Annotated in this window: 8 protein-coding genes and 1 pseudogene; 6 read left to right on the top strand and 3 right to left on the bottom strand. The window is 50.0% G+C overall.

Annotated elements, in window-relative coordinates:
* Positions 1 to 253 precede the first annotated feature (253 nt).
* Together C2M34_RS09835 and C2M34_RS09830 are read left to right on the top strand one after the other, a co-directional pair.
* Positions 254 to 1,939: a substrate-binding domain-containing protein gene (locus C2M34_RS09835; protein ID WP_105258664.1), complete on the top strand. Its 1,686-nt coding sequence runs from the start codon at positions 254 to 256 to the stop codon at positions 1,937 to 1,939.
* A gap of 51 nt (positions 1,940 to 1,990) precedes the next feature.
* Positions 1,991 to 2,587, top strand: a complete 597-nt coding sequence (locus tag C2M34_RS09830; protein WP_105201328.1) for a hypothetical protein — start codon at positions 1,991 to 1,993, stop codon at positions 2,585 to 2,587.
* A 304-nt stretch (positions 2,588 to 2,891) separates the two neighbouring features.
* On the opposite strand, the gene C2M34_RS09825 is transcribed toward C2M34_RS09830, so the two are convergent.
* Complete coding sequence (locus C2M34_RS09825) at positions 2,892 to 4,496, bottom strand: isocitrate lyase (protein WP_105213943.1); 1,605 nt, start codon at positions 4,494 to 4,496, stop codon at positions 2,892 to 2,894.
* Between the two features lie 212 nt (positions 4,497 to 4,708).
* On the opposite strand from C2M34_RS09825, the pseudogene C2M34_RS09820 reads away from it, so the two are divergent.
* Positions 4,709 to 6,882 (top strand): annotated as a pseudogene (locus C2M34_RS09820) (malate synthase G).
* A 72-nt stretch (positions 6,883 to 6,954) separates the two neighbouring features.
* On the opposite strand, the gene C2M34_RS09815 reads toward C2M34_RS09820, so the two are convergent.
* Both C2M34_RS09815 and C2M34_RS09810 read right to left on the bottom strand, forming a co-directional pair.
* Positions 6,955 to 7,680 (bottom strand): YebC/PmpR family DNA-binding transcriptional regulator, encoded by a 726-nt coding sequence (locus tag C2M34_RS09815; protein WP_105201325.1) that lies wholly within the window; start codon positions 7,678 to 7,680, stop codon positions 6,955 to 6,957.
* A gap of 123 nt (positions 7,681 to 7,803) precedes the next feature.
* Complete coding sequence (locus C2M34_RS09810) at positions 7,804 to 8,400, bottom strand: HAD family hydrolase (RefSeq protein ID WP_105258663.1); 597 nt, start codon at positions 8,398 to 8,400, stop codon at positions 7,804 to 7,806.
* 399 nt (positions 8,401 to 8,799) lie between these two features.
* Between C2M34_RS09810 and C2M34_RS09805 the strand changes: the two genes are divergently transcribed.
* From C2M34_RS09805 to C2M34_RS09795, 3 genes are all read left to right on the top strand, one after another.
* Positions 8,800 to 9,039, top strand: coding sequence for a hypothetical protein (locus C2M34_RS09805; RefSeq protein ID WP_105201323.1), 240 nt, complete (start codon positions 8,800 to 8,802; stop codon positions 9,037 to 9,039).
* A gap of 172 nt (positions 9,040 to 9,211) precedes the next feature.
* Positions 9,212 to 10,429 carry an exonuclease SbcCD subunit D C-terminal domain-containing protein gene (locus C2M34_RS09800; RefSeq protein ID WP_105258662.1) on the top strand — a complete coding sequence of 406 codons (1,218 nt, stop codon included), beginning with the start codon at positions 9,212 to 9,214 and terminating at the stop codon, positions 10,427 to 10,429.
* Entirely contained in the window at positions 10,419 to 14,081 is a 3,663-nt protein-coding gene (locus tag C2M34_RS09795; RefSeq protein WP_105258661.1) for an AAA family ATPase, read from the top strand. The genes C2M34_RS09800 and C2M34_RS09795 overlap by 11 nt, the downstream gene beginning before the upstream one ends.
* The last annotated feature ends 25 nt before the right edge of the window (positions 14,082 to 14,106 follow it).

Raw genomic sequence — 14,106 nt, 5'->3', positions numbered from 1 at the left:
TATGCCTGCCCTGCCTGTTTTGGTCAGGGTAGGTCATTGTGTGTGACGGAGGATAAAAAGCACCGCCAAATTTGGCGATACCCAAAGCAAACTCATCAATTTAGATAGTAAGCTCCATCCTTTAAATGTACATATTTTAGGTAATTTATTGATTTTCAATAAAAAGAGATAAACGTAAACCCCCTTTACGTTTCATAAAACTGTCATTTTTCTGTTTTATTCTTAGCCCCAAAATTGAACATGGGCTTAACACATGACATCAGCACATCAACAGAACTTCATCGCACAGCTAAAACAACTACAAAGCTTGGCGCAAAATAAATTTGGCATTGATATCGCTACGGAAAAGTTTATCAATGATGATAACTACCGTGATTTGGTACTTAACGAGCTGGGTTTGCTCGGCGACAGTGAACTTAATACGGTTATTAATGCACTAAAACAACCCGCCGCTGCGGCTACCCAGGCTGAGCCAAAGGCGGAAAGCAAGAAGCCACTGGCTCTAATCTTTACTTCCATTACAGCAGCAATAGCCCTTGGCGTGGCCAGTTACACCATGTTTGCGGGCAAGCCAGAGGTTGTGGTGACACAGGCTCCAGTGCAAAGCACAGAGCAAGCACCTGTACAAACTCAAACCACCGCTACGGTAACCGCAGCCCCTGCGGCGCAGGTGCCGGCAGAGCCGCAAGCACAATTGGCATTTCGTATTCACGGCTCTAACACCATAGGTGAAAAACTGGCGCCGGCGTTAATCGAAGGCTACTTAACAGAGCAAGGTGCCAGTGATTTCACTTGGCAACAAGGTGATGTGGCGGTAGAGCGTGAGCTTCACTATCGCTTAGCCGATAAACCTTACTATATTGAACTGCATGCGCACGGCTCAAGCACCGGCTTTGCCGATGTGCAGGCGGCCAAAGCTGATGTGGCTATGGCATCGCGCAAGGTAAAAGATAAAGAAGTGGCCAGTCTAAAAGATCAATATGGTGACTTCAGCCAGGTGGGTAATGAGCACATTATCGGCCTTGATGGTCTGGCGGTGATTGTGAATCAAAACAACCCTATCAGCCACTTGACCACACAGCAACTGGCGGACGTTTTTTCCGGCAAGATCACTAACTGGCGTGAGCTAGGCGGTGCTTCGGCGGCCATTAATTTGTATGCCCGTGATGCTAAATCTGGTACCTGGGATACCTTTAAAAACCTGGTTTTGAAAAAGCACAGCGCTAAACTAAGCAATAACGCCCAGCGTTTTGAGTCCAGCTCTGAGCTATCGCAACTGGTGTCGCAGGATGAGCACAGTATCGGTTTTATCGGCCTTAACTACATAGTGCACAACAAAGCGGTAGCCATCTCTGAGGGTGAGCAAACTGCGCCTATCTACCCTACCCGCTTTACCATAGGTACTGAGGACTATGCCTTGTCACGTCGTTTGTATCTGTATACACCGACCACGGCTAACATGTTCGTTAAGAACTTTGCTCATTACGCTATCTCATACCCGGGTCAGGAAATTGTGGCCGAGACAGGTCTAATTTCACAGAACATCCATGTTGAGCGGGTACAGGCACCGCTTACAGCTCCTGCGGTTTATAAGCAATATGCCAGCCAGGGCCAACGTCTGTCTCTTACCTTCCGTTTCGAGTTCGGCAGCGGCCAGCTTGATAACAAGGGTAAGCGCGACTTACAACGTCTGCTTGGCTTCTTAGAAGAGCACCCGGAAAAGCGTGTGGTACTAATGGGCTTCTCGGATAATTCCGGTGACGACGTGAAGAATAAAACACTGTCAACACAACGTGCTCGTTCGGTAGCCACCGAGCTTAGCGCCCGCGGTATTGGCGTATTTGACACCCAGGGCTTTGGTGAAGCTCTGCCGGTTGCCAACAACAGCACGGTACAGGGGCGTGAGCGCAACCGCCGAGTTGAAGTTTGGGTTTTGTAATAAAAGTTTAACAGTCGTCTGCTAGACTGACGACTCTCAACAGGAGGGCTTATGTTTGCAATATTAACGGATCATCATAATCTTACTCGTGCCTTTGCGCGCTTAAGCATGCTTGAAGCTATTCGCGTCAAGCGCAATGTGGATCAGGTTTTTACCGACCTTAACATGCCCTCCGCAGCACTGATTGAAAAAATGCGTGAAGAAGGCTTGCTGGGCTCGCTGAGTACATCTATGTCGAAGCCGGACCACCTGACCTCACAGTCGGTCTTGCAAAACCATCTTAGCCAGCTGTTTTTGGATTACAGCAAGCTTAAGCAAACACTTGAACAGTTAAGCTTAGCCGAGAAGATCTGTTGTAAAGAAACTGTGGATATTGCCATGCTGGCGCTTAATCTGCCCTCGGACTCTTTAGCCGATATGATGGCGCAAGAAGGCGTGTCGGTAGATCATATTGCCCCGCAAGATCCACATCAGCAACAGCTTGATTCTGTGCGCGCTCGTTTAAACCAAGCGGCACAAAAAACCGCATCGCAGGACGCTCAGAGTGTGCGTGAGCGCCTTAACGCGCTTGCCCAAGGTGACAACCCAAAGCCTAGCACCGCCGAAGAAGATAATTCTGTGGTGCCTCTGCGTCGCCATCAAGCCTAATTTAAACACTTGCACTGGACCAAAAGGCCGTCATTAGTACGGCCTTTTTTAATGTCACCAGGATTGCTTTAGTAAAAAAACAGGTTAGTAAAAAAATGTTCCGGGATCCCCTGAGCAGTTAGTAAAATCTTGGTTTGTTCCTAAAAGTTATATCAAGACACTTGGTAAAATTTTGCTTTATGCTCATTTGCAGGGCCAATCAGCTTCTGTAGCGCCCCTTTGCTTTGGGCATTGCTCGACCTGGTTAAAAGCTGATCTCAATAAAAAAGGGCCATTCGGCCCTTTTGCTTGCAACACACAGTGGTTAGAACTGATTCATGGTATTGGCTTCACCGCCCGCTTTAAGCGCATTTTCACCGGAGAAGTACTCTTTATGGGTATCACCGATATTAGAACCTGCCAGGTCTTGGTGCTTAACCGAGGCCTGCTCGCGGCGGATTTCCTGACGTTGAACGTCGCGTACATAGGCCAGCATGCCCAAGTCACCGAAGTAACCTTCAGCAAGAATATCTGTGCTTAGTGCCGCCGTATGGTAAGTCGGCAAGGTGATCAGGTGGTGGAAGATACCAGCTTCACGGGCACCATCGCGCTGGAAGTTACGTACAAGTTCGTCGGCAGCAACCGCAAGCTCTGAGCTATCCAGGCTCGCATCCATCAACACCTTGGCATCCGCTGTTGGATCTGGGTAGGCGCTTAGATCGCGGCCTTCAGCCTGCCATTGTGCGAAAACCTGCTCACGGAACTTCAATGTCCAGTTGAATGACGGCGAGTTGTTATACACCAGCTTGGCATTGGGTACCTGCTCGCGAACGCGATTTACCAGTTCGGCAATTTGCTGCACATTTGGCTTTTCGGTTTCGATCCACAGCAGGTCGGCGCCATGCTGCAGGCTGGTTACACAGTCTAGTACCACGCGGTCTTTCTCTGTGCCGGCGCGGAATTGGTAGAGGCCATTGTCCAAACGTACCGGCTTGCATAGTTGGCCGTTCAGTTTAATCGCCATTTCGTTGTCTTCCAGGTCATCTGCACCACTGATAGGTTGAGCATCAAGGAAGTCGATGTACTGGCTGGCCAAGTCGCCCGGCTCTTTGCTTACTGGGATTTTCTGCGTCAGGCTGGCACCCAATGAGTCGGTACGGGCCACGATAATGCCGTCTTCCACGCCAAGCTCTAAGAAGGCATAACGCACGGCGTTGATTTTCGCCAGGAAGTCCTCGTGCGGTACGGTTACTTTACCGGCCTGGTGACCACATTGCTTGGCATCGGATACCTGGTTTTCGATTTGAATGGCACAGGCACCCGCTTCAATCATTTTCTTGGCCAACAAATAGGTGGCTTCTTCGTTACCAAAACCGGCATCGATATCGGCGATAATAGGTACCACATGCGTTTCAAAATTATCGATTTGCGCTTCGATGGCCGAAGTGTCCGCACCGCTTTGCTGCGCCGCATCCAGGGCTTTATAGAGGTGATCCAGCTCACGGGCATCCGCTTGTTTTAAGAAGGTGTAGATCTCTTCAATCAGTGCTGGAACCGAGGTTTTCTCATGCATACTTTGGTCTGGAAGTGGACCAAACTCAGAGCGCAGCGCCGCTACCATCCAGCCGCTCAGATACACATAACTGCGCTTGGTGGTCTTTTGGTGACGTTTAATCGCCATCATCATTTGCTGCGCCGTGAAACCATGCCAGCAACCTAAAGACTGAGTATATTGGCTTGAGTCGGCATCGTAAGCGGCCATGTCCTCACGCATGATTTTGGCAGTGTACTTGGCGATATCCAAACCTGTTTTAAAGCGGTTTTGCAGCTGCATACGCGCCGCATAAACAGGGCTGATGCTGTTCCAGCGTTGACCATTTTGTTGGCATAGGGTAGCCAGGCTGTCTATCTGTGCGTTGTACTGTTTCATAGTCGGTATCCTTTGAACGTGTAATGGTTATGTTTTGCAACACCCTGTGTATGAGGTGGTCGCCTTGTACTTTTACCCTAGGCCGTTTTTCAAAGATTTATTAAATTTATAGTTGTTATTACCGCTATATTTTTAGTGAATAGGTTTTGTGTTCACATTCACATATTTTCGTTTACAGTGAAATAACACTTGTTCGATTAAAGGAATTGCTCATGACTCAGCGCATCTCGCACAGCGGCCTGTCTATTGACGCCACGCTCTATGAGTTTATTACTCAAGAGGTACTGCCCCAGACCGATATAGACGGTGATACCTTGTTCGCCGGTGTTGCCGATATTATCAAGCGACTTACTCCCATCAACAAAGCCTTACTGGCAAAGCGTGAGACGCTGCAGCAGCAGATAGATGCCTACTATCAGGGCAATACCGAGCATAATCTTGATGAATATACGGCGTTTTTGCGCGAGATAGGTTATCTGGTTGATAGCCCGGAGTCGGTGAGCATAGAAACCACCAACGTCGATGCGGAAATTGCCACCATGGCCGGCCCGCAACTTGTGGTGCCGGTGAGCAATGCTCGCTTCGCCCTCAATGCCGCCAATGCCCGCTGGGGCTCTTTATACGATGCCCTATACGGCAGCGATGTGATCGCCGAGGAAGAAGGCGCCGAGCAAGGCGGTGGCTATAACCCGGTGCGTGGCTTTAAGGTGATGGCTTATGCCCGTCAATTCCTCGACCAAGCCCTGCCGCTTAGCAGCGGCTCACATATCGAAAGTACTGAATACGCCATCAACAATGGTGAACTGGTTGTGACCCTGGGAGATTCTCAGCAGGTAAGCTTGCAAAACCCGGCTCAGTTGCTCGGTTTCCAGGGCCAGCCACAGCGTCCTTCCGCCTTGCTGTTCTGCCATCATGGCCTGCATTTTATTATTGCCATCGACCCGCATCATCGCATTGGTCGTGATGATAAAGCCGGTATTAAAGACATTATTATGGAAGCGGCGCTGACCACCATTATGGACTGTGAGGATTCGGTCGCGGCGGTGGACGGTGAAGATAAAACCAATGTGTATCGCAATTGGTTTGGTCTTATGATGGGTCAGCTGAGCTGCAGCTTTAACAAAGGCGGCGAGCAGCTTGAGCGTACATTGAACCCGGATCAGCAATTTACCAAGCTCGATGGCTCGCAACTCACCCTGCACGGGCGCAGCCTGATGTTTGTTCGTAATGTCGGTCATCTGATGACCAACCCGGCGATACTCGATAGTGAAGGCAATGAGGTGTTTGAAGGCATCATGGATGCCATCTTTACCAGCTTGTGTGCCCTGCCCGAGTATTACGGTCGTAGCAAGCTGGCGAACTCGCGCACCAAGAGCATCTACATTGTTAAGCCCAAGATGCATGGCCCGGAAGAAGTGGCCTTTACCGAGCAGCTTTTTAGCGAGGTAGAGCGTCTACTTGGACTTGAACAATACAGCATCAAAATGGGCATTATGGATGAAGAGCGCCGCACCTCGGTTAACTTAAAAGCCTGTATCGCCAGTGCCAAACAGCGCGTGGTGTTTATCAATACCGGCTTCCTAGACCGTACCGGCGATGAAATTCACACCGCAATGGAAGGCGGCATCGTCTTGCCTAAGGCGAAAATAAAAGAGCAGCCTTGGTTGACGCTTATGAAAAGCGCAACGTCAGCATAGGCCTAGAATGTGGCCTTAGCGGCAAGGCGCAAATTGGTAAGGGCATGTGGCCCATTCCAGATAAAATGGCCCTGATGATGGAGCAAAAGGTGGCGCATGTGCAATCCGGTGCTAATACCGCCTGGGTGCCCTCCCCTACTGCGGCGACCTTACATGCTCTGCACTATCATAAGCTCGATGTATTTGCGGTGCAAAAATCCCTGCCGCCACTCGGTGAGGATTCGTTGGCGGCCTTGTTGACGCCGCCCATAGACAACGGCCAGCAATTGAGCCCGGAGGATATTCAACTGGAGCTCGACAACAATGCTCAGGGTATTCTCGGCTATGTAGTGCGCTGGGTCGAGCAAGGCATAGGCTGCTCTAAGGTGCCGGACATTAATAACGTCGGCTTGATGGAAGACAGAGCGACCCTGCGGATCTCCAGCCAGCATATTGCCAACTGGTTGCGTCACGGCGTGTGCTCCAAGGAGCAGGTGCACAACACCATGGCCCGTATGGCCAAGGTGGTGGATGAGCAAAATGCCGGCGACCCCAGCTATATTGCCATGGCCGCTGATGAGCAGTCGCTTAATGCCAGCTTTGCCTTCCAGGCAGCCTTGGATCTGGTGTTTAAAGGCTGTGAGCAACCCAGCGGCTACACCGAGCCCCTATTGCATCATTATCGTCGCCTGTTTAAGGAAGAGTCGTAAGAAGTGTAAACCCCCTTTACACAAAAAAGCCGGATTAAAATCCGGCTTTTCTTTTTTGCGTGTTTGACGCTATTAGTTGTTCACAATGGCATTGTGATAGATGTTTTGCACGTCGTCGCAATCTTCAAGCATGTTCATAAACTTCTCAAAGTTGGCGATATCGTCTTCATCGGTGATCTCGATATGTGTTTGTGGCACAAAGGTGATCTCGTCGATTTCAAAGTTAATGCCATCGAATGCTTCGGTAAGTGCGGTTTTCGCCTTAAAGTATTCGGTGTGCGGCGCAAATACTGAAACCTTGCCGTCTTCTACTTCTATGTCGGTCACGTCTACATCGGCCATCATCAGCGCTTCTAGCACAGCTTCGTCGTCATCGCCTTCAAAACCAAAGATCGCCAGGTGATCGAACATGTGTGCTACACAGCCCGGGCTGCCAATCTTTGAATCGGTTTTGGTAAAAGGAAGACGTACGTCCTTGATGGTACGGTTCGGGTTGTCGGTTAAACAGTCAACGATAACCATGCAGTTACCCGGGCCATAGCCTTCGTAACGAGCTGTTGAATAGTCTTCGCCAGCGCCGCCAGCGGCTTTTTCAATGGCTTTATCGATTACGTGTGCTGGTACCTGATCTTTTTTCGCTTTATCCATCAAGCGACGAAGAGAAAGGTTGGTCTCTGGGTCAGCACCGCCGTTTTTTGCTACGACGTAGATTTCTTTACCGTATTTTGAGTTTACTTTTGTTTTTGCCGCAGCGGTTTTCGCCATGGCGTTTTTACGAACTTCAAACGCTCTGCCCATTTTCAATCTCTCAAGTTTGAATTTAATGCTTTGCACGATTTTAACAACTCAAGGCAAATTGGGCTAGTGTCATGTTTTTATAAAAGCGATTAGCTAGTAGCAAAACCTAGAAAATTACGTTATTTAACATAACTCAACGAGTGCGGGTAATTCACTAAAGCAACGGATCACATAATCCGCCTGGGCCGCATAGTCGGGAATGCTGTGCGGCGCGTACAAGCAAGCGCGCATATTTGCATTATGGGCGGCCTGAATATCGTATTTATAGTCGCCTACGTAAAGCAGCTGTTGCACCGGCATCTGCCAACGTTCGGCAATATGCAATAAAGCACTGGGGTTGGGTTTAGCGGGGGCATCATCCCGGGTCAGTACCAGATCTATGGGAATGGGATTTCGGCTCATCTTTATACCCGTGGCCTGCTCCGAGTTGCGTGTGACTATGGCCATGGGGATCTGTGCCTTATGCAGGCTGGCAAGGGACTGGGCGACCTGGGGTAGTAGCACGGCTTGTTCGGCGTCTGCCAGCTCATGGTCGAGTATTACCTGCTCGGCGTGGCGCTGACCATCGCTGTCCAGGCGGGTGATAAATTCGAGTATATCCTCGCCATGGGCGCAGTTTATTTGCTCCCGAATAAGGGCAAAATCTAATTGTGAGCTAAATAAGGTGCCATCCATATCAAAAATAACGCCTCTTAATGGCACATTGTGGTATTTGCTCATAAAGATCCCCTAATACTAACTTCTGATAAATGTTTAGCCGATACAGGCAATGTAGCAGTAACGGCTCTATATAGCGACCTTGGTTTTCATCCTTGCCCACCCTTCCCTTCTAAATCCTGTAACCGACAATAAAACTATATAAAACAGATGGTTAGTTTTTAACTATTTACCTTATTCCTAATTTAGTTACGACAAGTGTAAAGGGGGTTGCCAGTGAATTAAGAAAATAATTTCTGCAAAGGTTGCAATTGGTATTTAATTAATTTTAGAATCCCCCACTTTTTTAATTCGTGAACAATAAAAATGGACCTCGGCCAGCAAAATAATGCCAGGCGAGATATAAAAAAGCGATGGAATGTTCACTTGATTCGCACATAGCAAAGTGTATGTGGTGGTGCTATGGATTTTTATGTCCTTAAAAAGAAAAACGAGTTAATTGCTATTCCCGCCGATGAACAGCATTGTAAGCAGTACCTGGACAATGGCTACTTTTATATAGATAAGGTAGCTGCCTGTGACGAGCGCACGGCGATAAGTCATCTGCAAAGCAAATACCAACGTAGCATACGTATTCCCATGCTGGTTCTGGCCATTGCCATACCGATTTTGGTGATCACCTGGTGGCAATTTACCCATTAATACCAATTCACTTAAATAGCTCACCATTCTAGCGGGCTAAATATCGTGGTCACGGCGTTTATCCAGCGCCATCTCTGAGCACATGCTTACCAGAATTGGTATAAAGCAATCGCCGCGATAACAAGTTTTCCATGATATAGTGAGGACATTATAAGTCTAATCACTTTATTTCATGCGCTTACTTCATACCTCTGATTGGCACCTTGGGCAGCTTTTCTACGAACATGAACGCATTGATGAGCATCAAGCGTTTTTAGCCTGGCTGTTGACGCAACTGCGTGAGCAGGCTATCGATGTGCTGCTTATCAGCGGCGATATTTACCACACAGCGACACCTCCTAGTCGCGCCGAAAAGCAGTTTTATCAGTTTATCGAAGCGGCAAAATCCGCTTGTCCTGAGCTGCAAATAGTAGTGATTGCCGGCAACCACGATTCCGCCAAACGGATCACCACGGCTGAATCCTTGCTGGCCCAGTTCGATACCCAGGTAATAGGTCATTATCAGCATCAGGCGCCGGAACTTAGTACGGTTAACATTACCAAGGGCGATCAGCAGTGCCTGATTTTAGCGCTTCCCTATTTGCGAGCCTGCGATATCCCCAGCGCCAGCCTAAGCTATAGCACAGCTGTGCAGCAAGCCTACAGCAGTATGCTGGACAACAGCGAGTTTGATGGCCAAACCAATGTGATTGCCATGGGCCACTTGCATGCTCGTGGTGCTGCGGTCAGTGAAGACTCCGAACGCGCTCTGGTGATTGGCGGTGAAGATGCCATAGGCGCGGATGTATTTCCGGCTGAGGCCAGCTATGTTGCCCTTGGTCACCTGCATAAGGCGCAGACGGTAAATGGTCAGGAACGTATTCGCTACAGTGGTACGCCCTTCGCTATGTCTTTTAGCGAGCGTCATTACCGTCATCAATGCCTGTTGGTTGAAGTCACCGATGGTGCCCTGCAAAGTGTCAACCCCCTTTACATTCCGACATTCAGAAAGCTGCATCTGCTTCCCGAGGGTGAGATAGTGCCGCTTACAGAGCTGTGTCAGCAGCTGAGCGCCCTGCCCGATGATAATGCGCAACCAGGTTATATCCGCGTGCGTCTGTCGAGCAAAGAGCTGAGCACGGATTTTCGTGAGCAAATAGATGCAGCCCTTGCCGGGAAAAACCTGCTGTTTTGCGGCATAGAAAGGGTACGAACGCAGCAGCAATCAAAGCAGGATGAAGTGGAATTTCAGGATCTCTCGCAACTTGAACGACTCGATGCGGATCATCTGCTATCCGTTGCCCTTGAGGAGCACAGCGAGCTGAGTGAACAGGATCTCAATGATGAAATTAAGACCTTGTTTTCCCAGCTGGTTGCCGACGTTGAGCAGGAGCTAAACCATGAAGATTAATCGCCTGCAAATTCATAATCTGGCTTCCTTAGTGGATGCGGATATCGACTTTACCAAGGCCCCCCTGAGTGACACCGGCTTGTTTGCCATTACCGGCGATACAGGCGCAGGTAAAAGTACCCTGCTTGATGCCCTGTGTCTGGCCCTGTACGACAAAACCGCGCGACTTAGCAATGAGAATACTCAGAAGGTTGATTTCAATGGCGATAATGTGCGTCTGAACGACCCGCGGCATTTGCTTAGGCGCGGTACGGGTGTTGGCTGGGTTAAGGTCGACTTTAATGCCATAGACGGGCAGCAATATCGGGCCTTATGGCAGGTAACGCGCGCGCGTAAAAAAGCCCAAGGGCGGCTGCAAACACCAACCCATGTGCTTTATCAATTGCCCAGTGAGCAGCTGGTAAGCGATGCCAAGTCGGAAACAAAAAAGCTGATCGAGCGCTTAGTCGGCCTTAATTTTGATCAGTTTTCTCGCGCCGTGATGCTGGCGCAAAACGAATTTGCCGCCTTTTTACGGGCACAAGGCGACGAGCGCGCGGCGCTGTTAGAGCGCTTAAGTGGCACACAAAAGTACTCCCTCGTTGGTCAGCGGGTTTTTGAGGGCTACAAGGCTAAACTCAATGAAGTAACCTTGTTCCAGAGCAATATGAATGCCGTGCATTTGCTCAGCGACGAGGAACTTGCCGCTTTGCAGCAACAGCAGCGAGAACAGAATGCACTCCAGCAAAGCCTTAAACAACAAAGCGGTGCTTACCAGATGCAATTGCAGTGGTTTGCCAACGAACAAAGCATCACCGCCGAGCTGCAGAATTTGCAGACGCAACTGACTCAGGCCACCGAGGAGTTACACCTAGCCCAAGGTGCTTTTAAACAGGCTGAGCTCAGCGCCCGTTGTCGACAAATTAGCGACAATATAAATAATACCGAGCGCTTGAGACAGCGCTTACATCAAGATGAGCAGCGAATTGTTGCTTTGCAAGGCTCAGACGCTCAGGCTCAATGCGAGCAGGCGCAGCAGATACAGCAACAGGCCGCATCCATCTATAGTCAGGCTCAGGCTCGCCTGAGTGAGCAAAAGCCGGCGCTGCAGCAGGCCATTACCCTGGACGCTCAGGTACAGCAATTGCGCCAGGGATTAGCACAGCAGCAAGAGCAAATAGTCGCTCAAAACCGCGAGCAGCATGAGCTACAAGGACAAGGTGCCAAGTTGCAACTTAGTGTCGAGCAATGCCAGGCGCAGTTACAACAAAAATTGACGCAGGCGAGCGCTCAACCCTGGCTTGTGGAGTTAGTAAAAAATCGCTCTCACTATCAGCATCTATGGCAGCCAATCACCTTGCATTCACAGCTCAGGGAACAAAAAAATACCCAGTTACAAGGGCATCAATCCGAGCTGACGAAACTTAACACTCGCATTGCGGAACTTACTGAGACGCTCACACGCATTCAGGAAAAAAACCTTGGCCAGGAGCAACGCATTGTGCAACTGGAACAAGAGCTACAACACCAGTCTCCTGGGGCATTGCAGCAAAATATAGGCAGGTGGCAACAGGGTCTGCAGCATTATCGTCGCTGGCACGACTTGGGGCTTAAAATTGCCCAGTGGCGCCAGCAACAAGCGCATAATCAAGGGCAATTGGCGCAGTATCAGCAGCAGTTGAACGAGCGTCAAACCCAGCTGCCACTCTTGCAGCAAGAGGTAGCCAATGCTGAGCAGGCCTATAATCAGGTGCAGTTGCGTGCCAGTGAAAAGATCAGTGTTTTACGTACTCAGTTAAATGCCGGCGAACCCTGCATGGTGTGTGGCTCCTGTGACCATCCTTTTGCAGTGGAAGCGGGCGAAAGCAGCCCCTTCGATGCCCTACTGGCGGACTTTGCCGCCCAGCTTAAGTTGGCTAAAGATAATTTGGATCAGTATTTAACCCACTGCCATGAGCTACAAACCTCGGCCCGATTAGCCGAGCAAGAGCTTAGCACTCTAGCCGCAAGCCTTATTCAAGCCCAGCAAGAGCAAGACCAGTTAGGTGCGCAGTTGGCACACTTTTGCCCTGAGCAGGGGCTGGATAAGTTGGCCGAGCGATACTTTAGCGACCAATTGCAAAGCTTGAATGATCAGTACCAGGGCGCCACCGCACTTGAACAGGAGTTAGTAAAATTGCGATCTGCGTTGCAGCAAGGGCGAACGCTTGCCGAGCAACAACAGCAGCAACAGCGCCTGTGTGAGCAGCAAAGCCAGCACTTACAGCTACAGTATCAACGCCTTAGTGATGAACTTGAAGCTGAGCAGGAGCGCAGCCAGGACAGTATTGCGCAATTAAAAGCGGTATTTTGCGAGGCGCCTTGGTGGCGTGATGAGCCAGCGTACCTCGCCTCCTGCTGGCCACAGTTGCAATTGCAGCTGCAAGAGTATGATCAGGAACAGCTTAAAATATCGCAACTAGAACAACAGGTTAGTGATACTAAACTGGAGCTGGATCAGATTTTTACCAAGTTGTCTGCCTGCACCGCTCAACTGCAGCAATTAACGCGGCAAGAGCAACACAGTGGCGAGGAGATCAGGAATTTACTAACTCGTCGTCATGCCCTGCTCGCTCCCCAATTGCAGCCCCAGCAATTACTGCTTCAGCTTGAACAGGCCCTCGAACAAGGCGCTACTGGTCTGCAAGGGGCGCAGCAAGAATTGCAGCAGGCGCAAAGCAGGCTTGAGCGCGAACGCAATGAATATGAGCACTTGGTAAAAAATTGTTCTCAGTTACAGCAGGACTTAAGCGAACTGGAAATGGCCTTTAGTCATTGGTGCCGCGCCAATTTTGCTCCCGAAGACGAAATTGGCCGCGAGCAGATCCGAGTTTTACTAAGTCGCGATAGTGCTGAGGTTGATGCCCTGCTCGCTCAGCAGCAGACGTTGCAACAACAGCAGGTGCGCCTTGAAGCGCAATTGACACAAACGCAGCAGCGCCATAGTGCGCATCAGCAAGTGCGTCCAGAGCAAGCACAGAGTGATATAGAGGCACGCAAAGCGGCGCTTGATAATGACTATGAGCAGACTCAGCAAACACTGACTCTGATCGCCGCCAAGCTTGAGAATCACCGCCAGAATCTTGCCCAGCTGGCCGATCAGGCCGAGCAACTGCAGCAGTTACAAGCCCAGCTGAAGACCTGGGCCACCCTTAACAGCGCCCTGGGTGATGCGCAGGGTAAGCGTTTGCGTAATCTGGTACAAAGCCAGACTCTGACTATTTTGCTCGCCTATGCAAACCAACATCTGCACTCCTTGTCGAAACGCTATCGTCTTACCCGTATCCCTAATACCCTGGATATTGCCATAATTGATCAGGATATGGCGGATGAGCAGCGCAGCGTTAATACTCTCTCCGGCGGCGAATCCTTTTTGGTATCGTTGGCGCTGGCTCTGGGGCTCGCGTCCTTATCTTCGAACAAGGTGAAAATAGAGTCCTTGTTTATTGATGAAGGCTTTGGCACATTGGATGCTCAGACCCTGAGCGTTGCCATTGATGCGCTCGACAACCTGCAGGCGCAGGGGCGCAAGGTGGGGGTGATCTCCCACGTTGCCGAGCTAACGGAGCGGGTGGCCACGCAAATCAAGGTGGTAAAACGCCCAGGCGGATATTCGCAGATACGCTGTGAATGAGCTATAAGCTAAAAATAGCCAAACT

The sequence above is a fragment of the Pseudoalteromonas sp. T1lg88 genome (assembly GCF_002964765.1).
Taxonomy (GTDB): domain Bacteria; phylum Pseudomonadota; class Gammaproteobacteria; order Enterobacterales; family Alteromonadaceae; genus Pseudoalteromonas.
The sequence above is the reverse complement of the archived record's forward strand: the minus strand, read 5'-3'. Positions and strand labels throughout refer to the sequence as shown.